This window comes from Neobacillus sp. GCM10027624 (assembly GCF_042675345.1).
Lineage (GTDB): Bacteria > Bacillota > Bacilli > Bacillales > Cytobacillaceae > Neobacillus > Neobacillus cucumis_D.
Map to the genome: position 1 here is coordinate 298,139 of NZ_JBHTHD010000013.1, position 26,285 is coordinate 324,423.

The following is a 26,285-nucleotide window of genomic DNA, read 5'->3' on the forward strand; positions in this document are numbered from 1 at the left end:
AAAAAAAAGGGAGGAATTTGTTTGGAGCATAATCAGGATAGTAAATTTGAGGATACTTTTTTACCAATGACATCAGTGGGAAGCGGCGTTGGCATTGCTGTTTTACCTGATGTCTATTGTTATACGAATAAAATTGTCAATCTCGGATTAGTAGGAACCGCGGACGAATTTGTACTGATTGACGCGGGAATGCCAAAATCAGCCGATGAAATTAAAGCGATGATAGGAGAACATTTTGGCGAAAATGCCAGCCCGAGAGCCATCATTTTAACTCATGGCCATTTTGATCATGTCGGTTCATTGGTAGAGTTGCTGGAGGATTGGAAAGTGCCTGTTTATGCACATGAGCTAGAGATTCCTTATTTAATAGGAGAGAAGGACTATCCTCCAGGAGACCCCAGCGTCGACAGCGGTCTTGTAGCAAAAATGTCTCCGATGTTTCCGAACCATGGGATTAATATAAGCGGCCAGGTACAAGTACTCCCAGAAGATCAATCGATTCCCAATATGCCTGGCTGGAAGTGGATTTATACACCTGGACACACACCGGGCCATATTTCGCTTTTTCGCGAAGACGACCGTGCTCTCATTGCAGGAGATGCATTTGTTACTGTGAAGCAAGAATCGCTCTATAAGGTCATGACCCAAACACAGGAAATCAGCGGCCCGCCGAGATACTATACAACGGACTGGAATGCTGCCTTTGAGTCAGTGAAAAAGTTAGAAGCATTTAACCCCAGGACAGCTGTAACCGGTCATGGACTGCCAATGACCGGAAATGAATTAACGAAAAGTCTTCGTCATCTGGTTGAAAACTTTAGAAAAATCGCTATGCCAAACCATAGCCGTTACGTAAATTAGAATCAATTTTTTATTGTGAAAAATCTTGTTTTTTTGGACTGCTGTTTCAGCAGCCCTTTTATTATCTTTTAACGTTCTTCAACATCGACAATAATAGCGCTTTTTCTCTGCAGGAATTATCTCTAGATAGAAAGAATTGAACTATTAATACATTCTTTATTGAGAACAATTTATTTCTGTTGAGGAGGAAAGGATGAAGATTTGTGTATTCTTGCTTTTTGCTGGCTTATTAGATGCGGTCTTGACGAACCTTGGAATTGAGTATGGAATTATCAAAGAGGGAAATCCGATTATGAAACAGGTGATCGAATTGGGCTGGGTATATTTTTATATGATTAAAATTATTCTGCCTCTTGTCTTAATCGGTTTGTTTTACCTCCGCCCGCTTAAAGGAAGAATCAGAACACTGCTTACAGCTGCCGGCATCCTCTATTTTTCCGTCCTTGCTTATCATCTAGTGTGGATTCTCCTTTATTTAAATACTACCGGCTAATTAGCTAGACACTGCCCATTGAATAAGTTAGTATCAAAGACGAATATAATAAGAAGAACGTAAAGAAAAAAGGAGTACCCTATGCTAAACACACTAAAGCCTTTCTTACAGGAAGCATGGCAGAAATCAGACTTCTTATTGCCGACTGCCATCCAAACCGAAGCCATCCCGCTCGTCTTAGCAGGAAAAGATCTCATCGCCGAGTCACCAACAGGTACAGGCAAGACGCTTGCCTACTTGCTGCCACTTTTAAATAAAGTTGACTCCAGCTCGTCTTCGTTGCAGGCTGTAGTGCTTGCCTCCTCGCAGGAGCTCGTAATGCAGGTTTATCAAGAGTTTCAAAAATGGTCAGAAGGCAGCGGAATTCGCGGTGCCTCTATTATTGGCGGGGCAAACGTAAAACGGCAGCTGGAAAAATTAAAAAAGCGTCCGCATATTATTTTTGCCACACCTGGCCGATTATACGAATTAATAAAACAGAAAAAGATAAAAATGCATGAAGTTAAATTGGTTGTTTTGGATGAAGGAGATCAATTGCTGATTCCTGAACATCATGGGACCGTTCAAAACATAGTCAAATCCACGATGGCAGACCGACAAGTGGTTTTATTTTCGGCAACCATGAAAGCCGGGACAGAAAAGCTTGCAGCTGATTTAACCAAAGAGCCAGAGGTTTTGCGAATTAAGAAGGATGAAGCAGCATCCTCGGGAGAAGTTGAACACATTTACTTCCTTGCTGAACCGCGCGACAAAATCAAACTTCTTGAAAAAATTGCTCGCTTAGAAGGAATTAAAGCCTTGTCATTCATCAATGACATTGGCGAAATTCAAGTGCTTAAAGAAAAATTACATTTTAAAGAGCTATCAGTCGGTATTTTACATAGTGATATGAAGAAATTAGAACGCCAAGCGACATTAAAGGCTTTCCGCGATGGAAAAATGGCGATGCTGATTGCGACAGACGTAGCGGCAAGAGGTCTCGACATCCAGGGCGTTACTCATGTTGTCCATATCGATTTTCCAAGGAACATTGAACAATATGTACATCGATCCGGAAGAACCGGTCGCATGGGAGCAAACGGCACTGTCATCTCGCTCGTTACGGAAAGAGAAGAACGGGAACTGAAAGGATTTTGCCGTGAGTTAAAAGTATCAGTCCATAAACGTATTTTTTATAAAGGGCAAATTGCTGAACCGGAAGAAAAAGTGCGACGCTAAACAGTGGGGAAATCCCCACTGTTTTTTAATGGAAGGATTTTTATTATTTTTTCAAGAATAGTTAAGGGAAAGAGGGGGATTCAATATGGAAAATCCGAAGTTGAAAAAATTACATGATGAATGGATTGAAGAAGCAACGATCAAGGAAATGCAGGAAAAATTAACAAGCGGAGAACTGACTTCCAAAGAACTGATTTTGATGTATTTACATAGAATTTCAACAATTAATCCTGTCATTAATTCGGTCCTGGAAGTGAACCCGGATGCGCTGCAGATTGCAGCCGCACTTGATGTTGAACGGAAAGAAGCCGGTCCGCGCAGCTCATTGCACGGAATTCCCATTTTAATCAAGGATAATATTGATACGAAGGACAAAATGCACACAAGTGCCGGGTCCTTAGCCTTAAAGGATTCGATTGCCTTAAGGGATTCCTATGTTGTGGAGCAGCTGCGCAACGCTGGAGCGGTGATTCTCGGTAAAACAAATATGACGGAATGGGCCAATTTCATGGCGCTCGGAATGAAAAATGGTTACAGTTCGCGTGGAGGTCAGGTATTAAATCCATATGGTCCTGGCAAATTTGATGTGGGCGGTTCAAGTTCCGGTTCGGGTTCGGCGATTGCAGCCAATCTTGCCGCGGCAGCAGTCGGCACCGAAACATCTGGTTCAATCCTTAATCCGTCTTGTCATAATTCAATCGTTGGAATCAAACCAACGGTAGGGCTTATTAGCCGCAGGGGAATTATCCCGATTGCCCACACGCAGGATACCGCGGGGTCAATGGCTCGTACAGTTGAAGATGCCGCCATTCTGCTAAATGCATTAACCGGAAGAGATGAAGAAGATCCAATTACTAGGACAAATCCTTTTGAAAATTACGACTTTACGAAGCACCTTGTGAGGGATGGCCTTAAAGGAAAAAGAATTGGCATTGCGTGGGAAGGCTTTATTGACCCGATTCTTGATGATCAGAGGGAAGTGATTCTTGCTGCCCTTGATATTTTAAAATCCTCTGGTGCCGAGGTGATTGAGTCTATTGAGATCCCATCTGCAAAATCCAAGTGGAAGTACGATGTCCTGACTTATGAATTTAAACCGGATTTAATTGCTTATTTGAATGGACTTCATCCATCAGTACCTTTCCGTACGTTGGAGGATTTGATTGAGTTTAATCTGAACAATGAGGATACGATGCTTAAATACGGTCAAGCTGTCTTGCTTGAGTCAGAAGAAACGAGCGGTTCGTTGACGGAAGAGGCCTACTTCAAAGCATTAGAATTTGATCACTATCATGCAACCGTAAAAGGAATTGATTTTGCTCTGGAAACCTATCAATTGGATGTGATTGTTTTTCCTGGGGAAGAGGGGTCACATATTAGTGCCAAAGCCGGCTATCCGACCATTGCCGTCCCGGCAGGCTACACGGTTGATGGGGAACCAGTAGGAATTACCTTTGCGGGAACAGCTTATCATGAGCCGCTTCTTATTGAAGCAGCCTATGGTTTTGAACAATTACTGCCCGTCCGCAAGCCGCCCGTGTTAGAATAAGTTTGCCTCATTTCACTCATACTATCATTGACTTTCTTGAAAAAGGAGATGGTATGTGTGGGAAGAACGAAGCTTGGTAATGCGAATGCCCAACGAAATAATAATCGTAAAAAACCGATGAAGACCAGTTCGGAACTTGTTGAATTTACAACAGGTGAAGATTTAAAACAGAACCGTCCGAATAGTAAATAATCAAGAGCGCCTCCTTTTGTTCAAAGGAGGCGTTTTAAGTTGATGATTTTTTAAAATTGTTGATATCGGGTGAAAAAGTGTCGATATCCTGCCAAATAGTGTTGATATCTATTGAAAAAGTGTTGATATTCACCTAAAAAGTGTTGATAACCATTCTCAAAGCATATCTACCCATTAGGAATAATACTCATCCCCGACATTTTTCAACGGTTTTAACGCCGGACCTTCAATCACATCACCCGAATAAGAGAACCGCGAGCCGTGGCATGGGCAATCCCAGCTTTTTTCCGCGTGATTCCACTCCGTTTCACAGCCAATATGGGTGCAAGTGGTATTCACAATATAGAGTTTGCCATTTTCATCTTTATAAGCACCTGCTCTTTTCCCCTTATGCATCACTACAGACCCTTCGCCTGGACGTAAATCTCCCGGGTCCTTTGGTACAAATTCCAGTTTGCCTTTTAAAAGATGTTTTGCCACATCAGCATTGGTCGATACCACCTGCTTTAAATCTGGATCGGCTTGGAACCGTGATGGGGAATAAAGTTCTTTATATGGGTTGTCCCGTTCAAGAACATAATCCGTCAGCAAATGACCGGCAAAAATCCCAGTGGTCATCCCCCATTTTTTATAACCCGTTGCCACTAATACATTTTCCTTATTTTCAGTAATTTGACCGATATAAGGGACTCGGTCCAGAGTGATTAAATCCTGCGCGGACCAGCGATAGGTATATTCAGAGAGACCAAATACTTCCTTGGCAAAATCCTCAAGGGCACGATAATGTGCAAGTGTGTCAATTCCTTGGCCTGTTTTATGATTTTCTCCGCCTATGATCAACAAATTTTCCCCATTAAAAGGCGTATAGCGAATCGAACGGGGCGGGCTATCGGCACTGATATACATGCCTCCCGGATAGTCCTCCGTCAATTTAACCCCAATCGCATATGATCGTGAAGCATACATCCTCGCAAAATAAAGGCCAGGTTTATCATAAAAAGGAAAATGGGAAGCAATCACTACTTTTTTACATGTAACGATATGCCCTTCCTTGGTCACAACCTTTGGATGAGAAGTTTCCTCCTCTTCCAAATCAATGGCTGTTGTATTCTCAAACACTTGACAACCCGCACTAACAGCCTCATCCAATAGTGACTTTAAAAATTTAAGCGGATGAAATTGCGCTTGATTTCGCATCATGAGTGCACCGGTTGTTTGAATCTTAAAGGGAATCGTATCCTTTAAGGCACCATCGATTCCTAATCGCTCGTAGGCAGACATTTCTGTTTCAAGCTGTTTTTTATATTGCTCAGTTGTGGCATATATGTAGGCATCCTGCTTGCTAAAATCGCAGTCAATTCCTTTTTCGTTTACCATTTTTTCAACAAACTGAATCGCATTTGAATGGGATTCAAAGTAGAGTTTGGCATTTTCCTCGCCAAAATGATTGATTAATTCATCATATAATATGCCATGCTGGGCGGTAACCTTTGCCGTCGTATGCCCGGTAGTTCCATTCAACACTCCGCCTGCCTCAAGCAGTGCCACCTTTGCTCCTTCTTTAGACAGCAAATAGGCTGCGGTAATCCCGGTAATCCCGGCACCAATAATCGCTACATCAACTGATAGATCTTCCTTTAATGCTTCAAAAGTCGGTAATTCTATTTCACGCCAATATGTTTTCGGAAACTTATTGGTTGTTTCAGATGAGCTCATATTCCATCCTCCAGTTACAAAAATTTGCTTATGTTAATTTTTCCTAAAATGATAAAAATAATCTATTGTCATCGGATAATTTTTTGATTATTTAGATTGACGAGGGTTATTTGGATTGATATTTTTATATAAGAATATTCAATAAATTCTGGAGCCTTAACCGCAAAAAGTGAGAGCTGAGCAGTTTTCGCCCTAAAAATGAATAAGGAAAATACATAATAAAAGAGGGTGAAAGGTATGGGAAAACATTTTGAAACAGTAATTTTACACGAGGAAAAGAAACGGGAAAAAAAGATTTCGAGTAAAGCAACCCCTATTTATCAAACATCTGCTTTTACGTTTAAGGACCTTGACGACCTTGAAGGATTTTATCAAGGCAATGGCAGCTACCTTTATTCGCGTACAGGCAATCCAAACACAGATGAATTAGGGGAAGCCGTTGCAAGGCTTGAAGGAGCACCAGCTGGTGTTGCAGCATCTTCCGGATTAGCAGCCATTCTTGCAGGAATTCTGGCAGTGGTGAAAAATGGCGATCATATTGTCGCGGCCGATGATCTTTATGGCGGGAGCTATCATATGCTTGAGAAAGAGCTAAATGATTTTGGTATTGAGACAAACTTTGTTTCATTTACTGACCAAACTCAAGTGGAAAACGCTATTAAAGAAAACACAAAACTTTTATATACGGAATCGATTTCGAATCCATTATTGCGCGTAGAGGATATAGAAGGGGTTGTACAAATTGCTAAAAAGCATGGGCTGATTACGTTGGTGGACAATACGTTCGCAACCCCTTATCATTGCCGTCCATATTTAATGGGCGTTGATTTAGTTGTCCATAGCGCGACTAAATATATTGGCGGACACAGTGATGTCATCTCTGGCGTTTTGACCGGCAGAGAGGATTTAGTTGCACAGGCGAAAACAAAGGTGGTCAATCTCGGGACAAATGTCAGCCCATTTGAAGCATGGTTGACTGTCCGCGGTTTAAAAACACTTGCATTACGGATGAGAGCACAATCTTCCAATGCAAGAAAATTAGCGGAAGCTCTTTCTCAGAATAATTTTATTGAAAGAGTTTATTACCCATTTGATAAGGATGCTGAAGGCTACGGTGCGATGGTTACCATTCAGCTTTCAAAGAAGGTAGATATTAAGCAATTTTTCCGTTCATTATCTTGGATCAAAATTGCTCCAACACTTGCCGGGGTTGAAACGACCGTTTCCCACCCATTAATGACATCGCACCGGGAATTACCGCAGGAGGTTGCGGAAGCCTTAGGAATTACAAAAGAGGTCGTCCGAATTTCAGTCGGAATTGAACACGCCGAGGATATTATTGCTCAATTTGAGCAGGCAGTTGAGAAATCACTATAATAGTGCGAATCACCCTGAAATCGTGTCCAGGGTGATTTTTTTATTGATTCATTAAGATGGAGACTGATGCGTATCTTCAGGTTTTGTTGGAATGGGGTCAATCCGACTTGAGTCTTCAGTGTCCAGTGCTCTTCGCATAGCAAGGATAAATGATCCAAAAATAAATCCAAGACAAATGATAAAGCCAATTGCTGTAGCCCACCATAAAGCCATGAAAAATCCCCCCTTTTTACACTATATGCCTTGGGGGGAACATTTTTTCCATTGTATTTATAGTGATAATGTCTTATTCTTTCTTCTCATGTCCTCCATAATAATCAACCTTTTTAATATTCACTCCTACAAACGTTTCAATAATCGACTGGCCGCCTGCAATTGAAAAAATGAAAATAAACACAAAGGTTACTTTTGGAAAAAGTAAATAGGCACCTCCAAGCAGGATGGCACTCCAAACCCCGGCACACCAGTAACATTTCAATAGATACCCAAACATCGATGCTGGTACTTCCTTAATTTTTGTCCCTTCTTCTGTTTCTACTTCAACTTTTTTCATAAAGGGTTTGCGGATAAACTCGGTTATTTTATCAAAAACAATTAAATGGGTTAAACGATAGCTTGCCAAAATTAACATGATGTAGGTAATCCATGAAATGTCTCTCACATTTTTAGCCTCCAGAGCAAAACGAATTATTTATGAGTCCCTGTATATTTTGAGCCTTAAATTAAAAATATATATTCGGAGGAGGCGAAAAAGTGAAAAAATCATTTTGGTTTAGTATTCTGTTTTTCCTATCAATATTCTGCATCCCAAGCGTTTCATTTGCCCAGCAAATTTATACGGTACAGCCGGGTGACTCGCTTTGGAAAATTGCCGTCCGGTTCCAGGTTGGTTTATCGGAGATTATTTCAGCGAACCCGCAGTTTAAAAACCCAGCTTTAATTTACCCAGGTCAAAAGGTGACGATTCCTGATTTGGGTGCCACCAAAAGTATTGAAAATCAGGTGATTCAATTAACGAACCAAGAGAGGGCGAAAAATGGATTAAAACCGTTCACACCTGATTGGGAACTTTCAAGGGTTGCACGTTATAAGGCAATGGATATGAGAGATAAGAATTACTTCTCCCATACAAGTCCAACCTACGGGGATCCATTTACGATGATCAAGAACTTTGGGATTTCCTATCGCGCTGCGGCAGAGAATATTGCGGCCGGACAAACGACTCCACAAGAAGTGGTTAATGCTTGGATGAATAGTCCGGGGCATCGGGCCAATATACTAAGTACCAGTACCACCCGGATTGGGGTAGGCTACGCAAAAGGCGGGTCCATGCGGTATTATTGGGTACAGCAGTTTATATCTAAGTGACTTTATAGGGTCAGTCCTTCAATGGGGCTGACCCTTTCTACGTCTTAGGACCGAGATGAAAATCAAGCTCTGGCGCAATTATGGAAATAAAAGAAAAAAGGTAAGATGATATCAAGATAACGAAAGGAGGAAAACGAAATGAAAAAATTCGGTTTACTAGTAGCAGGAGGGATTGCAGCCGTCATCCTGCTCTCAACCATCGGTCCAATGATTGGTTTACTTCTCAGTCTGGTGATCCTATATTTCATTTTCAAACAGTTTTTAAAGAGCGAGTCAACAGGTGCCAAAATCGGCCTTGGTATCTTAGGATTCATCGTCCTAGTGGCATCCATTCATAATGCACCGGCGATTATCGGTGTCGGCGCTGCCTATGTACTCTATCTTGTATATAAAAAATGGAACGAGAACAAACAGACAAAAATGAAAAAGGACTCCAATGATCCGTTTGCCAATTTTGAAAACCAATGGAACGATTTAAAAAATTATTAAACCCAAGAGGAGAGATGTAAAATGACAAACTTATTTACAAGAATTAAAAACACGATTACCGCTGATTTACATGAGGCATTAGATCAAAAAGAGAAGAAAAACCCAATTGGCCTGCTTAATGAATATCTTCGCCAATGCGAGCAGGAAACAGAAAAAGTTCGCAAGCTTTTGGAACGCCAATACACCCTTAAAGAGGAATTTACCAAGGAGTATGTTCAAGCGGTGGAGCTTGCTGAAAAGAGAAAGCGCCAGTCTGAAATTGCTTCCCAAGCAGGTGAAATGGAACTTTATCAATTTGCTGCAGCTGAACATCAACAATATGCGGAACGTGCTGGGCGGTTAAGTCAGTCTCTTGAGCAAATCAAAGGGCAGCTTGAAGAATTAGAGAGAAAATATCAGGAAATGAACCATAAGTTAAAAGATATGAAAATCCGCCGGATGGAATTAATGGGCCGGGAAAATATGACACGGGCAAACCACCGGATGAACCTGGTCTTAGATTCTAATCCAAACTCCGAAAAAGCCTTTCCCCGATTTAAGGAAATTGAAAACTATTTAGATCGTTTAGAACAACAGGTGAACCATTCATTTTACCGCAGTACCATCGATGCAAGAATTGCCAAATTGGAAAGCGAAATGAAAGTTGAAGAAAGCAAGTCCACATTATAACCAAATCATGGTATTCTAAAAGGGCGTAGGATCTCTACGCCTTTTGACCATATTGTTTAATTTCGTATTACGCCATGATTATTAAAAGGGGAGGGTGAGCCAATGTTTAAAAATACGAAAAATGATTATATTGGCTGGCTGGCAATGATTGGTGCCCTCGTCCTCGGGCTTGAGATTTTATTTTTTAATAGAGGGCTTATTTTCTCTCTTATTTTCTCCTGTGGATTGATGTATTTAGGCCGCAAAAAGGCTGGGAAAAAGCGTGGAAGAGTGCTTTTCATTGCCGGTGTTTTTTTCTTTATTATTAGCATCATCAATATGATGACCTTCAAATTTTTATTATTAGCGTTTTTACTGCACTTTTTTATTCAATTTATGACCTCGAAAAAAAATCCAAAGAAAATCCAATTAGACGTCGCCGAGCACAAGCAGGACCCGTTGGAAGAAACAATGTACAAGAGTAAACCGCTCTTTGAAAATATCTTTTTGGGGCAGCAAAAAACCCCTCAAGCTGTGTATGAGTGGGAGGATATTAATATCCAGACGGGTATAGGGGATACAGTGATTGATCTTAGTTATACCATGCTTCCAAAAGGGGAAACCGTTATTTTTATCCGGAATATAATCGGAAACATGCAAATCCTTGTTCCTTATGAAATCGAAGTAAGCATCCACCATTCTTGTATGGCGGGTTCCACCCATATTTTTGATCACCACGAGCCAAAAGTATTTAACCAGGTAATTCATTTAAAAACACCAGGCTATGAAACGGCTGAGCAAAAGGTAAAAATCTTTACCTCGCTTGTGGTTGGGAATTTAGAGGTGAGCCGGATATGAGTACAGCACAACGTCAAATTATCTGGAGTGTTTGCTTTTCCTTTTTGACTGCCATTATTGTTTCGGCCGTGTTCATTAATGTTTTCCCGCTATCTAACTGGTCGGAGCTATGGGATCGGCACTTTATGGATATTCCGATTGTAATTTTTATACCGGTTTTTAGTATTGCTTTAGGAGTCCTGATTGGTGCCGTCTCAGGATTTTTCTGGAGGAGACAGCTTTTATCTGTTGATCATTCTCTACATCAACTAGAAGAAGGACTGCAGGCAGAGATTAAAATAAAACCTTCAATTACAGAAGTACAAACGATTGCAAGCAGAATTGAGAAAATCGGCAAACAAATGTCAGAGCAGGCTAAGCTGTCGCAGCGGTTGGCAACTGAAAAGGTGGAGGACCAGGAATCAAGGATACAGGAGATTATCGAGCAGGAACGAAATCGTCTAGCAAGGGAATTGCATGATTCTGTCAGTCAGCAGTTATTTGCCGCTTCGATGATGATGTCTGCGATAAATGAAACGAAACAGTTTTCTGAAGATGACCGAGAAGCGAAGCAGCTGAAAATGGTTGAGGAAATGATTCATCAGTCCCAATTAGAAATGAGGGCACTTCTGCTTCATTTACGACCTGTTGCCTTAAAGAACAAATCCTTGCAAGAAGGGATTGAAGAACTATTACTTGAATTATCCATGAAGGTAACGATGGATATTAAATGGAAGGTTGAATCCTTTCCGCTTGATAAAGGAGTGGAGGACCATTTATTTCGGATTTTACAAGAGTCTGTATCCAACACACTTCGCCATGCAAAAGCCGGGAAACTTGACGTACTGCTCATCAAGCGGGATGACCTTGTTATTATGAGGGTGGTCGATGATGGGATTGGTTTTGAGGTAGATGACGAAACAAAAGCAGGATCTTATGGGATGCAGAATATGCATGAACGCGCCCTTGAAGTGGGTGGGACATTAAAGGTGATTAGTATGAAAAATAAAGGGACCCGCCTGGAAGTGAAGGTTCCAGTGATGAAGAATGGGGATGGTACAAGTGATTAGAGTATTATTTGTAGATGACCATGAAATGGTAAGAATCGGTGTTTCTGCATATTTATCAGCACAGCCTGATATAGATGTGGTTGGGGAAGCGGACAATGGCAAAAGAGGAGTAGAGCTTGCACTGGAACTTCGGCCCGATATCATTTTAATGGATCTGGTTATGAAGGAAATGGACGGAATTGAAGCAACCAGACAGATTATCGAGCAATGGCCGGAAGCAAAGGTTATTATTGTCACAAGCTTTTTAGATGATGAAAAGGTTTATCCTGCACTGGAGGCAGGGGCAACCAGCTATATGCTGAAGACCTCTAAGGCAAGTGAAATTGCGGATGCTGTTCGAGCTACATATCATGGTCAATCGGTCCTTGAGCCTGAAGTAACTGGAAAAATGATGGTCAAAATGCGCCAGAAAAATCAGCATTTACCTCATGAAGAACTGACAAGCCGCGAGCTCGAGATTCTGCTGTTAATGGCCGAAGGGAAAACTAATCAGGATATTGCGGATGAATTATTTATTGCCTTAAAAACGGTGAAAACTCATGTTAGTAATATCCTAAGCAAGTTACGTGTTCAGGACCGCACCCAAGCAGTTATTTATGCGTTTAAGCATTCGTTAACGAAATGACGAAAAAATTTTAGTTAGACTTTCCAAGTGATTTTTGGAAGGTCTTTTTTGTTTTTAATAAAAAACTATTGATAATTATTCTCAATAACTGTTAAAATAAAAATAAGTGAAAATGATTATCATTATTAAATAGAAATTCGGAGGATTTTACAGAATGAATTTATATAAAGTATCAGGCGTTATTTTATTATCTAGCAGTCTATTATTCGGATGTTCCAATACAGAAAAAAGCTCTGCACCTGAAAAGGTAAAAGAACCAAAAAGCAGTGCGGCTAATCTTGATGGTGTCACGAATACATATCGTGAGTATGCTGTTGGTGAAATCGAGGAATTCGTTAAGGCAACAGATGCATTCACGACCGCAGTAAAAAACGGAGATATTGAAAAAGCGAAAGAGCTTTACGGTCCAGCCCGCATGTACTACGAAAGAGCGGAACCAATCGCTGAAGTGTTTGGCGATCTTGATCCAAAAATCGATGCTCGTGAAGGTGATGTTCCTGAAGCAGAGTGGGGAGGATATCACCGAATCGAAAAAGGACTTTGGGTTGATAAGACCACCAAAGGCTATGAAAAATATGCCGATCAATTAATGAAGGACGTTAATTTGCTCCGTGCTAAGGTGGAAACAGTAGAGGTTACTCCTGACCTATTAATTACCGGAGCGGTAGACCTATTGAATGAGGTTTCAACCTCTAAAGTAACAGGAGAAGAAGACCGCTATTCGCATACCGATTTGTATGACTTTGTGGCGAACGTACAGGGCGCAGAAAAGATTTATCAACTTTTAAAGCCAGCTTTAAAAGATAAAGATGCCGATGTGGCAAAAGAAATTCAAACCCGTTTCGATGAAATGTACAGCCTTTTAAACCAATACAAAAAAGGTGACGGCTACCAGCTATATACTGAACTTTCTAAAGAACAAGTAAAAGAATTAAGTCAGGCGATTGATGCATTAGCAGAACCACTATCTCAAATAGGAATGGTAACGGAGGCGTCTTAATTGTCAACAAACCCAAATATCAACAATGAATCTACTAAAATAGCAAAAAAATTCTCACGAAGAGATATCCTTAAAACTGCCGGAATAGGCGGTGTGGGGGTATTAGTCGGAGCATCCGGGTTAGGCGGTTTGCTCTCGATAACGGAGAGCAAGGCTAAACAAATAGACTCTGGTGAGAGCATCCCGTTTTATGGGAAACATCAACAAGGAATTACAACAAAAACACAGAATCATGTCTATTTTGCTGCTTTAGATGTAACCACAACGAATAAACAGGATTTAATTAGACTTTTTAAGGATTGGACAAAAGCAGCTGCTTTAATAACGGAAGGAAAGTCAGTCGGGGAGCTAACCAGTAATGAATTTCTCCCGCCAAAAGACACTGGGGAGGCAGCAGGATTATCGCCATCCAAATTAACGATTACCTTTGGGGTTGGGCCGACGCTATTTAAAAAGGAAAATCAAGACCGTTTTGGGCTACAACATAAGCAGCCAAAGGAATTAGTGGATCTTCCCAAATTTCCACTTGATGCGTTAGAAGAAGAGTGGACCGGCGGAGATCTTTGTATCCAGGCTTGTGCTGATGATTTGCAGGTCGCCTTTCATGCCGTCCGAAACCTCGTTCGCATTGCCAGGGGGAAAGCGATTTTGCGCTGGGCCCAATCAGGATTTCAACGTACGGCACAGGCTGATCCGAAGGAAGGAACTCCAAGAAACTTGTTTGGATTTAAAGATGGAACTGCAAATCCGGATGTAAATGATGAAAAGCTGATGAATGAGCAGGTTTGGGTGCAATCGGGAGATGGTCCTAATTGGCTTGCTAACGGAAGTTACCTTGTCGTCCGTAAAATCCAAATGTTCATTGAAGTATGGGACCGCACGACATTAAAAGAACAAGAGAATACATTTGGCCGCAATCGTATTAGTGGAGCACCACTCGGGCAAAAGAATGAATTCGACAAGCTTGATTTCAATCATAAAGATGAATACGGTAAAGACTTTATTCCTGTTAATTCACATACAAGACTTTCGCACGGGGATGGAACGCAAAAGATCCTGCGCCGGGCCTATTCTTATTCAAACGGAATGGATGTAAAAACTGGGAGCTTTGATGCAGGATTATTGTTTTTATGTTTTCAACGAAAACCGAGCAAGCAATTTATCCCGATTCAGAAGCGGCTAGCAAAAATGGATAAGTTAAATGAATATACTTCCCACCGCGGAAGTGCGATTTTTGCTTGTTTACCAGGATGCAAACAAGGTGGTTTCATAGGGGAAACATTATTTAGCTAATGTTTCTCCTCTTTAAAGGAGAGAGAATTAATGAAGACGAAAATAAAATTATCACTGGCCCTATTCATCAGCCTGTTCATGCTCATCCTAATGATTCAGCCTGCAGCAGCAGCTGAAAATCATGATGAGCTTTTTGTTCTAATTGGCGATAGCTTAATGAAAGCAAAACAAGGGGATCAAGCCACTGTCTCGAAAAACATGGAACAATTTTCAAAAGAGTGGAATGCTCTTAAAAAAGAAGATAGTAAACTTGCAAAAACAGTTAACACAAAACTAAATGATGTCAATCGTCTCCTAAAAGAGAAGGCGGATAATGAAGCCATTACAAAAGGTCTCTCTGCTCTTTCAAGTGCAGTTGTGCAATATGATCAAGAACAAAACCCAGTTGATAAAGAAAAGGGAAAAGAACAGGTTAAAAAGCTTCTTCCAATCATTGACACCATGAAGGAAAGCAGCGAACAAGGGAATATCTCAAAGGTGAAATTGCAATATCAAACATTAATGAACCAATGGACCGCCAATGAAACCTTCGTTCACGATGAAAGTATTGCTTCCTATGGAAATATTGAAAAATACACGGCTCTTGTCCGAATTGCAATCACTCAGGAACCGCCGGATTTAAAAAAGGCACAGCTCCAATTAGATGAATTAACGAAAGAAATTGAAAACTTCCTTGTCGGAAAGAGCACAGGAAAGTCTCAAGAAACGTATAGTTTACAAGATTTATCTAACCTTTTAACGAAGGCTGAAGACCAAATTTCCCAAAAAGATTATCAAAATACGAGCAGTACGCTTAACGAGGTCTTAACGATTTGGCCAATGGTCGAAGGGGATGTCCAGACAAGGGATGGTAAGCTATATAATGATATGGAAACAAAGGTTCCAACAGCGATCAGCATCCTTAACTCTAAAAATGTTAATGCCCAAAAGGCGTCTGAAATCATTGAGGATTTACATACCAGACTTGCTCCATTATTGAGCAAAACCGATTACACTTTATGGGATGCAGCATTAATCTTACTACGTGAGGGCTTGGAAGCATTATTAATTGTTGCTACATTGCTGGCATTTCTTAAAAAGATGGGGCAATCTTCAAAGCAAAAATGGATATGGACAGGGGTTGGTGCGGGTATTTTTCTAAGCGCAATTCTTGCTATTTTCATCAACATTCTATTTTCAAAACTAACTGCTGCTTCGAGTAGGGAATATATCGAAGGCATTACCGGCATTGTGGCGGTGTTAATGATGTTAACCATCGGGGCATGGCTGCATAATAAATCAAGCATCGGAAATTGGAATAAGTTTATTAATCAACAAATGGAACAGGCAATCGCAAAAGGCAGCCTTCTTTCCTTCTCGATGATTAGTTTTCTGTCTGTTTTTCGTGAAGGCGCAGAAACGATTATTTTTTATGCGGGGATTACCCCTTATATCAGCTTACAGCAACTCGTTATCGGAGTATTACTGGCAGTGGTAATCTTAGCTGTGGTTGGGTTCCTTATCATCAATTACAGTGTGAAAATTCCAATCCGGTTATTCTTTAAAGCGGCAACCATCCTTATTTATGTATTGGCATTTAAAATTCTTGGTATCAGCGTTCATGCCCTGCAAATATCAAATATGATTCCGACCACGACAGTTAATAAGCTTCCATACGTTGACTGGATTGGACTTTACCCAACGTGGGAAACGACATTAACACAAATTGGATTGCTTGTGATTATTTTCTTCATGACTTACGCGGTAAAGAAAAAATTCTTTAAAAAGTCAATACCTGCAAATGTTTAAAAGGGCCATTTCGGCCCTATTTTGATTGAGTATTTTTTTATATGGCACCGTGTCAGCCCCTAACCTTTGCTTCCATAAGGATAGAATGAAGGAATTTTTTGATATCAATTCGGGTAGTTGAAGTGGTGTTTTTCTTTCCTTCGAGTTCGAGCATTTTCATTCGTACTTGGGTATAGTCGAATAATTTGGATGAGAAGTACTCAAAGGTTGGGTTGGCATAATCGGTTAAACCTAGTGAGGCAAGATGCTCGAGCACCTGTTGAATGGTACGGCGGATCCGTTGTTCCACGGCCTTACCTTCCTTAGTTATTTCCTGCGGTGAAGCGGCTGAACCGAGCCGAGTCTTGGCCGCTTGTTCATATAACTCTTTCAAAGGCGGGAGGTCGCGATTTCCCTCCATGTCTAATTGATGTAAAATCGCTAAAAGATCCAAAAGATCCTTTTCACCACTCTTGCCAACAATCCCAAGTTCAAGAAGGATGCTTTTGGCAGAGGAGATAAAGGAAGGTTGTTTACTTGGACGAGTGTTCTCCAAAATGCGGTTGTTTGTATTATGCTGTGTTAAAAAGCTTAATGATTTTTGAATATGATGAAGTGATTTTTCCAGCATCAAATAGTCACTAACTTTTTTAAGGACACTGACCACCTCAAGCCGATTAATCGGCTTCGTGATATACTGCTCCACTCCCAGAGAATACGCTTCGCTAATCATATCCTTTGTCTCGACTTGAGAGATCATAATGATTTTCCCTTGAAAGGAGGGAGCAATTTCTCTGACCGTCTCAATTCCGTCCCTGATGGGCATGAGCAGGTCAATCATTAGGATATCCACATCCAGTAATGCAAGGGTTTGGGCATCCACTTCAGCCCCGTCCGTTGCTTCCCCTACAATCGACCCCAAACCTTCCTCTTCAATGATATTTGATAGCATCCCTCTGATGGTGGCGGTATCATCGACAATAAAAAAATTCATGGTAATCACCCCTTTTTCGTTAAATTATTGACCGGAAGCAGAATTTCAAAGGTTGTACCTTTTCCTTTCTCTGATTCAACTAGGTTTATTGTGCCATTCAGATTTTCAATGACATTTTTTGTGTAGGATAAACCGATTCCATTTGAAGCAATCCCGGCTTGATCAAATTTTGTTGTAAAACCTGGTTCAAAAATATACATTTTGTTTTTCTCAGAAATCCCGTTTCCACTATCCTTTATACTTATTTTGACTTGTTCTCGAACCCTTTCAACCGTTAATACAATCTGGCCCTCCTGATGGATGGCTTCCACCGCATTGGCAACAAGATTATTGATAAGGGAAAGAAGGATAAAGGTATGGTACTCCGAATGTTCCCCCGAAATGTTTACCTGAAAATCAACCGATTTCCCGAGCAGTTCACTATAATTTTTATTTGAAATCGTTACAACTGAAATGATTTCGCGAATGTTCATAAAGTCGTCTAATTTTTCTTTAGCCATTAATTTAGACAAGCCAGCATAAATACGTTGATTATCTTTTTTTATTTCGTGTAATTCCCCGGCGATTTTCAACATGGCTTGGGCTTCCTTCTGATTGTTTAGCGTTTTTAAATCTCGATAAATCGTGTAGCAGGCGCTGGTTAGCTGCTCTGCGTTCTTTGCTGATTTTTCCAATTGGAACATTTCTACATATAAATTTGAGACTAACAGTAAAACCTCTTCAGTCCGCTTCCGTTGCTGCTCTTCAGCAAGCCTTGTCTCACGCACCAGGATCGTATTGAAAAAGCCAAGTACAAAGAAGCTGCGGATGATTGCTACCCCTACAATAATCAGGCAGCCAGAGGCTGTCATTTTCATATCGGTTGTGTAATGGCGAATGATCATTTCTGAAAAATTCCCCATTATTTCGAGCACCATTCCAAGCAGACCAATGAGCAGGGGCCGATGATATAATTTTTTTACTTTAAAAATATGAAAGAAAGCAGCAAAGATCATGTAATAGAAAAACACGGGAAAATGGTCAGGGAAATCAAAGGAGCCAACTTGAAGCTTGTCCAGAATGATTCGGAAACAAACGACGGCGCTTCCCGTTAATAAGCCCGCAAGGACGGGATGTATTTTTCGTGACCATAACAAAATGAAGAAGAATACAGTTGTACTCATGCTGAATCTTAAATCAGCACCACTTAAGGGGTAAAACTTTAATTCTCCGGTAATAGGCACGGCAATGATCATAAACAAATAGGCTAAAATTTTATCGCGAATACGATCCCCCCCTATCTATAGTAAAAAAATTATTTTCAATTGTAAAAATTTTTTTAACCCACTTTGTAGTTTTTTGTAGGTTATCGTAGGTCGGCCGTTATGATATAAACTGTAATCGTTTACAAACTATATTCCTACTATAATATTATCAAAAATCAAAAAACTTATCGATGGGAGAGAAGCGAGTGAAAAAAATTAGTTTAGCATGGCAAATTTTTATTGGGTTAATTCTTGGGATTATTTTAGGAGCCATTTTTTACGGGAATCCACATATCGAGCAATTTTTACAGCCAATTGGAAACATCTTTTTACGATTAATTAAAATGATTGTTGTGCCGATTGTCATCTCATGTCTCGTAGTTGGTGTTGCCGGTGCCGGCGATATGAAATCGCTAGGGAAACTCGGAGGCAAAACGCTTCTATATTTTGAAATCATTACAACGATTGCGATTGTTGTCGGCCTGTTAGTTGCTAATATTTTTCATCCAGGTACAGGGGTGGATCGTTCGCAACTGGTTAAATCAGATATCAGTTCCTATGTTACGACTGAAAAAGCAACGGAGTCACACTCTCATATTGATACACTTGTAAATATTGTACCGACCAATGTGGTTCAGGCGTTTGCAAATGGAGATATGCTGGCGATTATTTTCTTCTCCGTTATGTTTGGTCTTGGTGTTGCAGCGATTGGTGAAAAAGGCAAACCGATTATTGAATTTTTTAGAGGTACAGCCGATGCGATGTTCTATGTAACCAATCAGATTATGAAGATTGCTCCATTAGGGGTATTTGCTTTAATTGGGGTTACGGTTTCAAAATTTGGTTTGGAGTCATTAATACCGCTTGGAAAATTGGTTATTACCGTATATGGTGCGATGGCGTTCTTTATTGTTGTCGTGCTCGGCATTGTTGCGAAAATTTGCGGTTATAACATTTTCAAATTATTAGCCTATTTAAAGGACGAACTAATTCTTGGCTATTCTACTGCAAGTTCGGAAACCGTTCTTCCAAAAATCATGGAAAAAATGGAACGAATCGGCTGTCCAAAAGGGATTACTTCATTTGTTATCCCGACTGGTTATTCGTTTAATTTGGATGGCTCGACTTTGTATCAGGCTATTGCCGCTTTGTTCATCGCGCAAATGTATGGTATTCATATGAGCATTGGACAACAGATTACATTAGTTTTAATTTTAATGGTTACTTCGAAAGGGATTGCAGGTGTCCCTGGAGTTTCAATTGTAGTTCTGCTTTCAACCTTAGGTAGTGTCGGTGTTCCAGTCGAAGGCCTAGCGTTTATTTTAGGTGTAGACAGGCTGCTGGACATGGCCCGTACATGTGTAAACATTGTCGGTAACTCACTTGCTGCAATTGTTATTTCCAAATGGGAAGGCCACAAAGTAAGAGATCATCAAGAAGAACAAGCCGCATAGGCGGTTATATTAAAAAAGGCACAACTGGCGGATAGCTGGATGTGCCTTTTTTTTGAAGGAATTGGCAGGATGAAAAAGTGCCATCCAGAAAAAGTAAAAAAGTTTCCCTACTATTCAAAGGACTTGTCTCATAGGTTTATAGAAGTGAGATCTATTGAAGGGGAATCGAAAAAAATGGCTATTTACTACAAAGGTATCTTCTTTTTAGCGGCATCCGCATTTCTAGGCGAAGGCATCGAATTTTTTGTTAATATGATTTTGGCTCGTGAACTTGGGAAACATGGACTGGGGCTATATATGTCCATTTTGCCGACGATATTTTTAATTGTGTTGCTCGCAAGCTTTGAACTGCAGGTGTCCATTTCTAAATTTATTGCCGAAAAAGAGGACAGGTACCACCGAAATATCCTTTATCACGCCCTTACTATTACGATTATTTTTACAAGTGTTTTGCTGCTCTTAGCCACAAGTATTATGCAGTTTATCCCAGTCTTTAATGGGTACCATCCCTATGTCAGATGGCTGGTTCTTATTCTAATCCCGGTGATTTCCTTTACCTCTGTGGCAAGAGGATATTTCATGGGGAAGCATCATATGGGGAAAATTGCCGTCGCCAACTTTCTGAGAAAGGTTTTTCAGCTTGCTGCCCTTTTTGTCTTATTTCGGTTGTTTCAATTTAAAACAGAAAGTGCATTGTTGATTGCTATTGCGGCATTGATTGGCAGTGAGGTGGTGGTCTTTCTTTATTTATTCTATATGTTTATCGTTCAGTTCCAGCAGGTCAAACGGATTCCTTTTTCTAATCTAAATCGAAAGGTAGTCCGGAAAAATTTAATGGCCGTTTCCATTCCGACTACTGGGATGAGATTGTTTTCTGCCGTAACAGGGGCTGTTCAACCTTTTCTGATTAAGGCAGCGCTGGTTCGATCCGGTTTGTCCGCAACAATGGCTACAGAGCAGTTTGGGATGCTGATGGGGGTAGCGATGTCGATTGGCTTTTTCCCTGCTTTTATTGCCCATTCCTTGATGATCGTACTGATTCCAGGTGTTTCAAAAACCCATGCTGCTGGAGATTATTCAAGCCTGCAAAAAATGCTCCAACAAGTCATGTTCATGACCTTTATTTACGGAGTTGCAGCAGTCGGGGTCTTTTACTTTTTCGCACCGGAACTAACTTCCCTATTCTTTAAATCATCTACTCCCGCGGTATTCTTGCAAATGCTGTGGCCATATTTCTTATTCCACTTTTTCATCATGCCATTCCAAGCCTTTTTGATTGGGCTTGATATGATTAAAGATTCTTTTATCCAAATTATCTGGTCGGTTGTTGTTTCGTTTACCATAATGGTTTGGCTCGGTTCCTATCCAGAATGGAGAATGGAAGGGGTCATCATCGGCATGAATACAGGGGCTGTTCTCCTGGCGCTTATGCATTATCTAACCATCTGCAAAAAAATCGGAATATCCGTTTTCCTAAGAGGAGCAGTTCAACGATAATTGCTTATTTTGGCCAGGTCCTTGGGTCTAAATTTACTGGAATCAAATAAATATGATACCAAGGAGGTCGGTCAGATGAATAGAAAAACGACAATGAACATCCCTGCCCATTTAAAACCCTATATATCAAAGCAACATTACGAAAGCTATACCCCTATCGATCATGCGGTATGGCGTTTCGTCATGAAGCAAAACCATTTTTTCTTTAAAAAAATCGCCCACCCTTCCTATGTAAATGGGCTGGCGCAATCGGGAATTAAAACTGAATCGATTCCAAAGGTAGAGGAAATGGATAAGAGCCTTGCAAGAGTTGGATGGAGGGCTGTTTCGATTGACGGTCTAATTCCAGGTTCAGCTTTCTACAGTTTTTTAGCGAATGGCATTTTACCAATAGCAACCGAGGTTCGGAAACTGCAGAATATCGCCTATACTCCTGCCCCCGATATGCTCCATGAAGCGGCAGGACACGCCCCGATTCTGTTGGATCAGACCTATCGTGAGTATGTAAAAAAGATAGGCATAATGGGATCCAAAGCCCTTTCAAGTAAGGAGAAGCTGGACGTATTTCGAGCTGTTCGACATTTAACCATTGTCGCAGAGGACCCAGCGTCAACCCCTGAACAGGTCAAACTAGCAGAGGTAAAGGTTGCTGAGGCGAGAAAAAAGGTAAAAAGCTTGGCAGAGGCAGACTATATCTCGCGCTTGTTTTGGTGGACGGTAGAATATGGTTTAATTGGCGAATTGAATAATCCTAAAATATATGGTGCAGGTTTGCTATCTTCTGTTGGAGAAAGTCAAAGCTGTTTAGCGGATAACGTAAGGAAAATCCCTTTCTCCGTTGCAGAATGTATCAAAACCTCTTATGACGTTACAAAGCCACAGCCGCAATTATTTGTCTGCAGGAATTTTGAAGAGTTAGTAGACGAAATTGAAAAGTTTGCTGCCACAATGGCTTTTCAAAAAGGTGGAACAGAAAGTCTTGAAAAAGCGCTTCAATCTGATAATACTGCAACGATTGTTTATTCATCAGGTCTGCAGGTCACAGGGACTTTATCGACCATCATAAAGAATAAAAAGGGAGAAGCCGTGTATATCCGAACCAAAGGACCAACTGCCTTATCTATAAATGATCAGCAATTACCAGGGCACGGCAAACAAACTCATCATAATGGTTTTGGTGCGCCAATCGGAGTGTTAGAAGGAAACCGATTACTTGAAAATTGCACGAGTCAGGAGTTAGAAGAACTCGAAATCGTAGAAAGGGGGAAAGCTTGTTTAAACTTCGAAAGCGGGGTAAAAGTAGAGGGGACAGTTAAAGAAATATTGTGGTCTAGCGGTCACCCGATAGTAATATCTTTCAAGGATTGTATGGTTACCTATCAGGATCAAGTTCTATTTGCCAAGGATTGGGGCATTTTTGATATGCCGGTAGGGGCAAAAATTACATCGGTATTTGCCGGTGCTGCCGACCCAAATGCCTATTTTGATTTGCAGAAAGAAGAAGAAGTAGAGGGATTGGTTGAAATGAGAAGCCTAACAGAATTAGAGCATTTATACGCGGAAGTCCGGAAGATTCGAGAGCAGGATGAATGGAATCAGGAGAGTCTTTTACAAATAAATAAAATTTTAACAATTGTAGATCATCAATATCCAAATGATTGGCTGCTCCGGTTAGAAATTCTGGAATTATTTAAAAAATACAAGATAGCCGAACCTTCCATCACGCATGTTGAAGAATCCCTAAAGAATACCGACTGGGAAAAATCCATCAGCCAAATGATTGAACGAGGGCAAATGCTGATCAATGAATCATAAGAAAAAGGAGCTTTGGATCATGATCCAAGCTCCTTTTAAGTTAGTCTTTACTTTGAAGAATCCCGAAGATCCTTAGAATGCTAATGAATAGGTTAATGAAATCTAAGTATAGGCTTAATGCCATCAATGGAACATCTTCCGCACTTACCCCATAATGCTTCATCCGGCTAAAGTCAAAGAGAACATAACCGCTGAAAACCATGACTCCGATAAAGGAGTAAGCAAGCATTCCTGTTGTGCTAAGTGGCCAGAAGATATTAAAGATTGAAATCGCCACAAGAGCAAGCAAGGCAGCTAACAGAAATCCTCCTAAAAAGGAGAAATTTCGTTTTGATTTTGATGCATAAATCGCAATCCCCGTGAATACTACCGTTGTGGTGGCAAAGGCCATAATGACTGTATTTGCCCCGGTTGTTGCTAAATAATGAGCCACAATTGGATAAAGGGTAATACCGGAAATAAATGTAAAAATGTAAAGGAACGAATAGGAAATCGCCTTTTTTCTTCTAAAGAAGAAAGCGGCGAAAAGCATGACCAATTCAAGGATTGACAAAGGTAAAAATAAAGCAGTTGGTACAAATACACCTGCCATTGTGCCAATAAAGGCGAAAGCAAGCGAAAGTGCAAACGTCCTTAAAACAGATGGCATAAATTCAGTAGATGTTTGTGTGTACAAATTTCTTCACCTCAAAATAGTTTCTTATTAATTAATACGAGGAAGTGGTCAAGATGTTTCATTTTTTCTGAAAAAATCTTTATCTTTTTTTAATATGTCACGGATTTCCGCTAAAAGTTCTTCGGAGCGGTCCACTTTTACTACTTCCTTCACAGCTTCCTCTTTCTTTTTAAAGCGAGTGATGAATTTGACAAAAAGGAAGATGCAAAAAGCGATAATAAAGAAATCGAGCACGGATTGAAGAAATAGGCCGTATTTAAGTGTACCAACTTGGAGTTTTGTAAAATCAAATCCAACCCCGCCAATCAGTAAACTGATTAAGGGCATAATAACATCATTAACGAGGGAAGTAACAATTTTTCCAAAGGCACCGCCAATAATTACACCGACTGCGAGGTCAATGACGTTTCCTTTCATTGCAAATTGTTTAAATTCATTCCACATAAATAAACCTCCATAATGTATTAGTTCTTATTTTACAATTTTCATTGGTACCTTATCAACCAATAAAGAAGAGCAGCCCCTCTATTGCTGCTCTATATTTATGAAATTAGCTTCATTTTAATTGCCTTCACAGCGGCATCTGTTCGATTTTTCGCGGCAAGCTTTTGAATGATTATTGAAACATAATCACGAACAGTATAGCTGCTGAGATGGAGCTCCTGTGCCGCTTCATTAATGGAAGCACCCTCTGCAATCAGCTTCAAGACTTCTTTTTCACGTGTTGTTAATACGCTGTTGCTGCTGCCATACTGCTGCAGTGCTTCATCCCATATTGAATGGAGTGATTCGCCGGCATATTGTCCAAACTTTATTAAAGTGGTTAAGGTTGGTGTTGAAACCTCAAATTGTGAATCCTCTCCCTGGTCTAAAATGGCAATGCCAAGTAAATTTCCTTCTGTTGCTGCAAGGATGGGCAATACCACAAAGGACTTTAAACGGAACTCGCGGACATATCTCTTTGGCAGAACTTCCAACGCATTCGAAAAATAAAGAGGCTGTGAATAATTTAATGAATTTAGGTGTTTTTTTATTAATGGCAGCTTAAAAATGGTCTCCCTAATTTGCTGGAGGGAGGAATTGTTTACATTATAGCCGCAAACCCCAATCCCTTTTTCTTCATGGTGATTATACAAAAATAGGGCGCAGCGCTTAAAGGGCATAAAATCAGTTAATCCTTTTGTAATCGCCTGAACAGCACGATCGACACTCCTCGACTTAAGCAAACTCTGTAAAAACAGCAGGGAAGCATCCTTCCATTCTAGCTTACTTTCAAGATGGTGAAGCTTTAATTGACGGAGATACATCCCTTTAATAAACTCCGTTTGATGGTGGGTCACCGGAAAATCTTTTTCTTGAAGACAAAGGAGTAAGGTTTCATTAAAACAGCTAATTTGCAGGATAGAAGCCTCTGGTGAATTTGAATCAATTAATCTAGAAAGGGCATTCGACAGGTGATTGATTTCCTTCGATTTTAGATTTGAGCATATTTCAAGCAAGTGAGTCTCGACAGAAAATTTGGATGAACAAACTACTTTGGAAATCTGAAAATCTTGGTCTTCTTTTCTAACAAGGGCAATCCACTTAATCGGAATGACCTTTGTGGCTAGAATCATTTTTAACCATTTTTCAGTCCGGTCCTGCAAGTCATGGGTTAACAAAGCATGATCAAGTATTCTAGAAAAAAAAGCTTGAATTGCCTGGTGATCGATCTCAGCAGTCATTGGATTTTTTACTAACAGTTTATGAAACAAATTTTCTATAGAAGTAAGCAGAAAGATAGATTCATATTCATCATGGATGGAAGAAAAACGATTCTGCCATTCATCTAGAAGTGAAAGAATAATAGTGTCAACAGTTGGAGTTTCTTGTTTGGATACTTGATGAATGGCAAGTTGAATCATGGAGTCAAATTCTGATGCAAGTGTGGTATGCTGGATGTTCGCTGATGAAACAAGCTTTTTCCATTCTTTTAAAAATGGTTCTTTATATTCAAATAGGATGCTAAGCCCTTTAAGTAGCAACTGCTCTACTTTATGCTCCATTATTTTACACCCCCGCACGGTCTCTCTTATTATAACAGTTCGTTTTTCCGGTTTCCC

Annotated in this window: 26 protein-coding genes; 18 read left to right on the top strand and 8 right to left on the bottom strand. The window is 40.4% G+C overall.

Annotated elements, in window-relative coordinates:
* Positions 1-21 precede the first annotated feature (21 nt).
* From ACFQZ9_RS22505 to ypzF, 5 genes are all read left to right on the top strand, one after another.
* On the top strand, positions 22-861 hold the full coding sequence (locus ACFQZ9_RS22505) for an MBL fold metallo-hydrolase (RefSeq protein WP_498945504.1): 840 nt from the start codon (positions 22-24) through the stop codon (positions 859-861).
* A 193-nt stretch (positions 862-1,054) separates the two neighbouring features.
* Complete coding sequence (locus ACFQZ9_RS22510) at positions 1,055-1,354, top strand: DUF5658 family protein (protein WP_498945506.1); 300 nt, start codon at positions 1,055-1,057, stop codon at positions 1,352-1,354.
* A gap of 81 nt (positions 1,355-1,435) precedes the next feature.
* On the top strand, positions 1,436-2,572 hold the full coding sequence (locus tag ACFQZ9_RS22515) for a DEAD/DEAH box helicase (RefSeq protein ID WP_498945508.1): 1,137 nt from the start codon (positions 1,436-1,438) through the stop codon (positions 2,570-2,572).
* Positions 2,573-2,657: 85 nt separating this feature from the next.
* On the top strand, positions 2,658-4,121 hold the full coding sequence (locus ACFQZ9_RS22520) for an amidase (protein WP_498945510.1): 1,464 nt from the start codon (positions 2,658-2,660) through the stop codon (positions 4,119-4,121).
* Positions 4,122-4,178: 57 nt separating this feature from the next.
* Positions 4,179-4,313: a protein YpzF gene (gene ypzF, locus ACFQZ9_RS22525; protein WP_498945511.1), complete on the top strand. Its 135-nt coding sequence runs from the start codon at positions 4,179-4,181 to the stop codon at positions 4,311-4,313.
* A gap of 174 nt (positions 4,314-4,487) precedes the next feature.
* On the opposite strand, the gene ACFQZ9_RS22530 is transcribed toward ypzF, so the two are convergent.
* Positions 4,488-6,029 (bottom strand): FAD-dependent oxidoreductase, encoded by a 1,542-nt coding sequence (locus ACFQZ9_RS22530; protein WP_498945512.1) that lies wholly within the window; start codon positions 6,027-6,029, stop codon positions 4,488-4,490.
* Between the two features lie 237 nt (positions 6,030-6,266).
* On the opposite strand from ACFQZ9_RS22530, the gene ACFQZ9_RS22535 reads away from it, so the two are divergent.
* Complete coding sequence (locus ACFQZ9_RS22535; protein ID WP_498945513.1) at positions 6,267-7,406, top strand: trans-sulfuration enzyme family protein; 1,140 nt, start codon at positions 6,267-6,269, stop codon at positions 7,404-7,406.
* Between the two features lie 51 nt (positions 7,407-7,457).
* Here the strand turns inward: ACFQZ9_RS22535 and ACFQZ9_RS22540 are convergent, their stop codons facing one another.
* Both ACFQZ9_RS22540 and ACFQZ9_RS22545 read right to left on the bottom strand, forming a co-directional pair.
* Positions 7,458-7,619, bottom strand: a complete 162-nt coding sequence (locus ACFQZ9_RS22540; RefSeq protein ID WP_498945514.1) for a hypothetical protein — start codon at positions 7,617-7,619, stop codon at positions 7,458-7,460.
* 73 nt (positions 7,620-7,692) lie between these two features.
* Positions 7,693-8,067 carry a DUF1360 domain-containing protein gene (locus ACFQZ9_RS22545; protein ID WP_498945515.1) on the bottom strand — a complete coding sequence of 125 codons (375 nt, stop codon included), beginning with the start codon at positions 8,065-8,067 and terminating at the stop codon, positions 7,693-7,695.
* Positions 8,068-8,159: 92 nt separating this feature from the next.
* Here ACFQZ9_RS22545 and safA point away from each other — a divergent pair, with 92 nt between their 5' ends.
* From safA to ACFQZ9_RS22590, 9 genes are all read left to right on the top strand, one after another.
* The gene (safA, locus tag ACFQZ9_RS22550) at positions 8,160-8,774 is read left to right on the top strand and encodes a SafA/ExsA family spore coat assembly protein (RefSeq protein ID WP_133336251.1); all 615 of its coding nucleotides are present in this window, start codon (positions 8,160-8,162) and stop codon (positions 8,772-8,774) included.
* A 138-nt stretch (positions 8,775-8,912) separates the two neighbouring features.
* A complete protein-coding gene (locus ACFQZ9_RS22555; RefSeq protein ID WP_498945516.1) occupies positions 8,913-9,263 on the top strand; it encodes a lmo0954 family membrane protein in 351 nt (116 codons plus the stop codon).
* Positions 9,264-9,284: 21 nt separating this feature from the next.
* Positions 9,285-9,932, top strand: coding sequence for a PspA/IM30 family protein (locus ACFQZ9_RS22560; RefSeq protein ID WP_498945517.1), 648 nt, complete (start codon positions 9,285-9,287; stop codon positions 9,930-9,932).
* A 102-nt stretch (positions 9,933-10,034) separates the two neighbouring features.
* Positions 10,035-10,769 (top strand): cell wall-active antibiotics response protein LiaF, encoded by a 735-nt coding sequence (gene liaF / locus ACFQZ9_RS22565; RefSeq protein ID WP_498945518.1) that lies wholly within the window; start codon positions 10,035-10,037, stop codon positions 10,767-10,769.
* Complete coding sequence (locus tag ACFQZ9_RS22570) at positions 10,766-11,818, top strand: sensor histidine kinase (protein ID WP_498945521.1); 1,053 nt, start codon at positions 10,766-10,768, stop codon at positions 11,816-11,818. Before liaF ends, ACFQZ9_RS22570 begins: the two co-directional genes overlap by 4 nt.
* Positions 11,811-12,443 (top strand): response regulator transcription factor, encoded by a 633-nt coding sequence (locus ACFQZ9_RS22575; protein WP_327837985.1) that lies wholly within the window; start codon positions 11,811-11,813, stop codon positions 12,441-12,443. Before ACFQZ9_RS22570 ends, ACFQZ9_RS22575 begins: the two co-directional genes overlap by 8 nt.
* Before the next feature lie 154 nt (positions 12,444-12,597).
* Positions 12,598-13,443 carry an iron uptake system protein EfeO gene (efeO, locus tag ACFQZ9_RS22580; RefSeq protein WP_198311594.1) on the top strand — a complete coding sequence of 282 codons (846 nt, stop codon included), beginning with the start codon at positions 12,598-12,600 and terminating at the stop codon, positions 13,441-13,443.
* A complete protein-coding gene (gene efeB, locus ACFQZ9_RS22585) occupies positions 13,444-14,736 on the top strand; it encodes a Dyp-type peroxidase (RefSeq protein ID WP_498945522.1) in 1,293 nt (430 codons plus the stop codon).
* A 30-nt stretch (positions 14,737-14,766) separates the two neighbouring features.
* Positions 14,767-16,524, top strand: a complete 1,758-nt coding sequence (locus tag ACFQZ9_RS22590; protein ID WP_498945523.1) for an FTR1 family iron permease — start codon at positions 14,767-14,769, stop codon at positions 16,522-16,524.
* 52 nt (positions 16,525-16,576) lie between these two features.
* Here ACFQZ9_RS22590 and ACFQZ9_RS22595 read toward each other — a convergent pair whose 3' ends face one another.
* Together ACFQZ9_RS22595 and ACFQZ9_RS22600 are read right to left on the bottom strand one after the other, a co-directional pair.
* Positions 16,577-17,497 (bottom strand): response regulator, encoded by a 921-nt coding sequence (locus tag ACFQZ9_RS22595; RefSeq protein WP_498945524.1) that lies wholly within the window; start codon positions 17,495-17,497, stop codon positions 16,577-16,579.
* A gap of 5 nt (positions 17,498-17,502) precedes the next feature.
* A complete protein-coding gene (locus ACFQZ9_RS22600) occupies positions 17,503-18,660 on the bottom strand; it encodes a sensor histidine kinase (protein WP_498945525.1) in 1,158 nt (385 codons plus the stop codon).
* Positions 18,661-18,947: 287 nt separating this feature from the next.
* Here ACFQZ9_RS22600 and ACFQZ9_RS22605 point away from each other — a divergent pair, with 287 nt between their 5' ends.
* From ACFQZ9_RS22605 to ACFQZ9_RS22615, 3 genes are all read left to right on the top strand, one after another.
* Positions 18,948-20,195 carry a cation:dicarboxylate symporter family transporter gene (locus tag ACFQZ9_RS22605; protein WP_198311598.1) on the top strand — a complete coding sequence of 416 codons (1,248 nt, stop codon included), beginning with the start codon at positions 18,948-18,950 and terminating at the stop codon, positions 20,193-20,195.
* 174 nt (positions 20,196-20,369) lie between these two features.
* A complete protein-coding gene (locus tag ACFQZ9_RS22610; protein WP_498945526.1) occupies positions 20,370-21,692 on the top strand; it encodes an MATE family efflux transporter in 1,323 nt (440 codons plus the stop codon).
* Between the two features lie 75 nt (positions 21,693-21,767).
* Entirely contained in the window at positions 21,768-23,507 is a 1,740-nt protein-coding gene (locus tag ACFQZ9_RS22615) for an aromatic amino acid hydroxylase (RefSeq protein WP_498945528.1), read from the top strand.
* 40 nt (positions 23,508-23,547) lie between these two features.
* Here the strand turns inward: ACFQZ9_RS22615 and ACFQZ9_RS22620 are convergent, their stop codons facing one another.
* From ACFQZ9_RS22620 to ACFQZ9_RS22630, 3 genes are all read right to left on the bottom strand, one after another.
* Positions 23,548-24,156, bottom strand: coding sequence for a Bax inhibitor-1/YccA family protein (locus ACFQZ9_RS22620; protein ID WP_198311634.1), 609 nt, complete (start codon positions 24,154-24,156; stop codon positions 23,548-23,550).
* Positions 24,157-24,231: 75 nt separating this feature from the next.
* Entirely contained in the window at positions 24,232-24,627 is a 396-nt protein-coding gene (gene mscL, locus ACFQZ9_RS22625) for a large-conductance mechanosensitive channel protein MscL (protein ID WP_498945529.1), read from the bottom strand.
* 98 nt (positions 24,628-24,725) lie between these two features.
* On the bottom strand, positions 24,726-26,228 hold the full coding sequence (locus ACFQZ9_RS22630; RefSeq protein WP_498945530.1) for a response regulator transcription factor: 1,503 nt from the start codon (positions 26,226-26,228) through the stop codon (positions 24,726-24,728).
* Positions 26,229-26,285: the final 57 nt, after the last annotated feature.

Excerpts from the sequence above, each read along its gene's own strand:
- efeO (WP_198311594.1), top strand. The coding sequence starts at position 12,598 with ATGAATTTATATAAAGTATCAGGCGTTATTTTATTATCTAGCAGTCTA.
- liaF (WP_498945518.1), top strand. The coding sequence starts at position 10,035 with ATGTTTAAAAATACGAAAAATGATTATATTGGCTGGCTGGCAATGATT.
- ACFQZ9_RS22555 (WP_498945516.1), top strand. The coding sequence starts at position 8,913 with ATGAAAAAATTCGGTTTACTAGTAGCAGGAGGGATTGCAGCCGTCATC.
- ACFQZ9_RS22535 (WP_498945513.1), top strand. The coding sequence starts at position 6,267 with ATGGGAAAACATTTTGAAACAGTAATTTTACACGAGGAAAAGAAACGG.
- ACFQZ9_RS22630 (WP_498945530.1), bottom strand. The coding sequence starts at position 26,228 with ATGGAGCATAAAGTAGAGCAGTTGCTACTTAAAGGGCTTAGCATCCTA.
- mscL (WP_498945529.1), bottom strand. The coding sequence starts at position 24,627 with ATGTGGAATGAATTTAAACAATTTGCAATGAAAGGAAACGTCATTGAC.
- ACFQZ9_RS22540 (WP_498945514.1), bottom strand. The coding sequence starts at position 7,619 with ATGGCTTTATGGTGGGCTACAGCAATTGGCTTTATCATTTGTCTTGGA.
- ACFQZ9_RS22610 (WP_498945526.1), top strand. The coding sequence starts at position 20,370 with ATGGCTATTTACTACAAAGGTATCTTCTTTTTAGCGGCATCCGCATTT.
- ACFQZ9_RS22560 (WP_498945517.1), top strand. The coding sequence starts at position 9,285 with ATGACAAACTTATTTACAAGAATTAAAAACACGATTACCGCTGATTTA.
- ACFQZ9_RS22530 (WP_498945512.1), bottom strand. The coding sequence starts at position 6,029 with ATGAGCTCATCTGAAACAACCAATAAGTTTCCGAAAACATATTGGCGT.
- ACFQZ9_RS22510 (WP_498945506.1), top strand. The coding sequence starts at position 1,055 with ATGAAGATTTGTGTATTCTTGCTTTTTGCTGGCTTATTAGATGCGGTC.
- ACFQZ9_RS22595 (WP_498945524.1), bottom strand. The coding sequence starts at position 17,497 with ATGAATTTTTTTATTGTCGATGATACCGCCACCATCAGAGGGATGCTA.
- ACFQZ9_RS22515 (WP_498945508.1), top strand. The coding sequence starts at position 1,436 with ATGCTAAACACACTAAAGCCTTTCTTACAGGAAGCATGGCAGAAATCA.
- ACFQZ9_RS22620 (WP_198311634.1), bottom strand. The coding sequence starts at position 24,156 with ATGCCATCTGTTTTAAGGACGTTTGCACTTTCGCTTGCTTTCGCCTTT.
- ACFQZ9_RS22570 (WP_498945521.1), top strand. The coding sequence starts at position 10,766 with ATGAGTACAGCACAACGTCAAATTATCTGGAGTGTTTGCTTTTCCTTT.
- ACFQZ9_RS22590 (WP_498945523.1), top strand. The coding sequence starts at position 14,767 with ATGAAGACGAAAATAAAATTATCACTGGCCCTATTCATCAGCCTGTTC.
- ACFQZ9_RS22520 (WP_498945510.1), top strand. The coding sequence starts at position 2,658 with ATGGAAAATCCGAAGTTGAAAAAATTACATGATGAATGGATTGAAGAA.
- ACFQZ9_RS22600 (WP_498945525.1), bottom strand. The coding sequence starts at position 18,660 with ATGAGTACAACTGTATTCTTCTTCATTTTGTTATGGTCACGAAAAATA.
- ACFQZ9_RS22615 (WP_498945528.1), top strand. The coding sequence starts at position 21,768 with ATGAATAGAAAAACGACAATGAACATCCCTGCCCATTTAAAACCCTAT.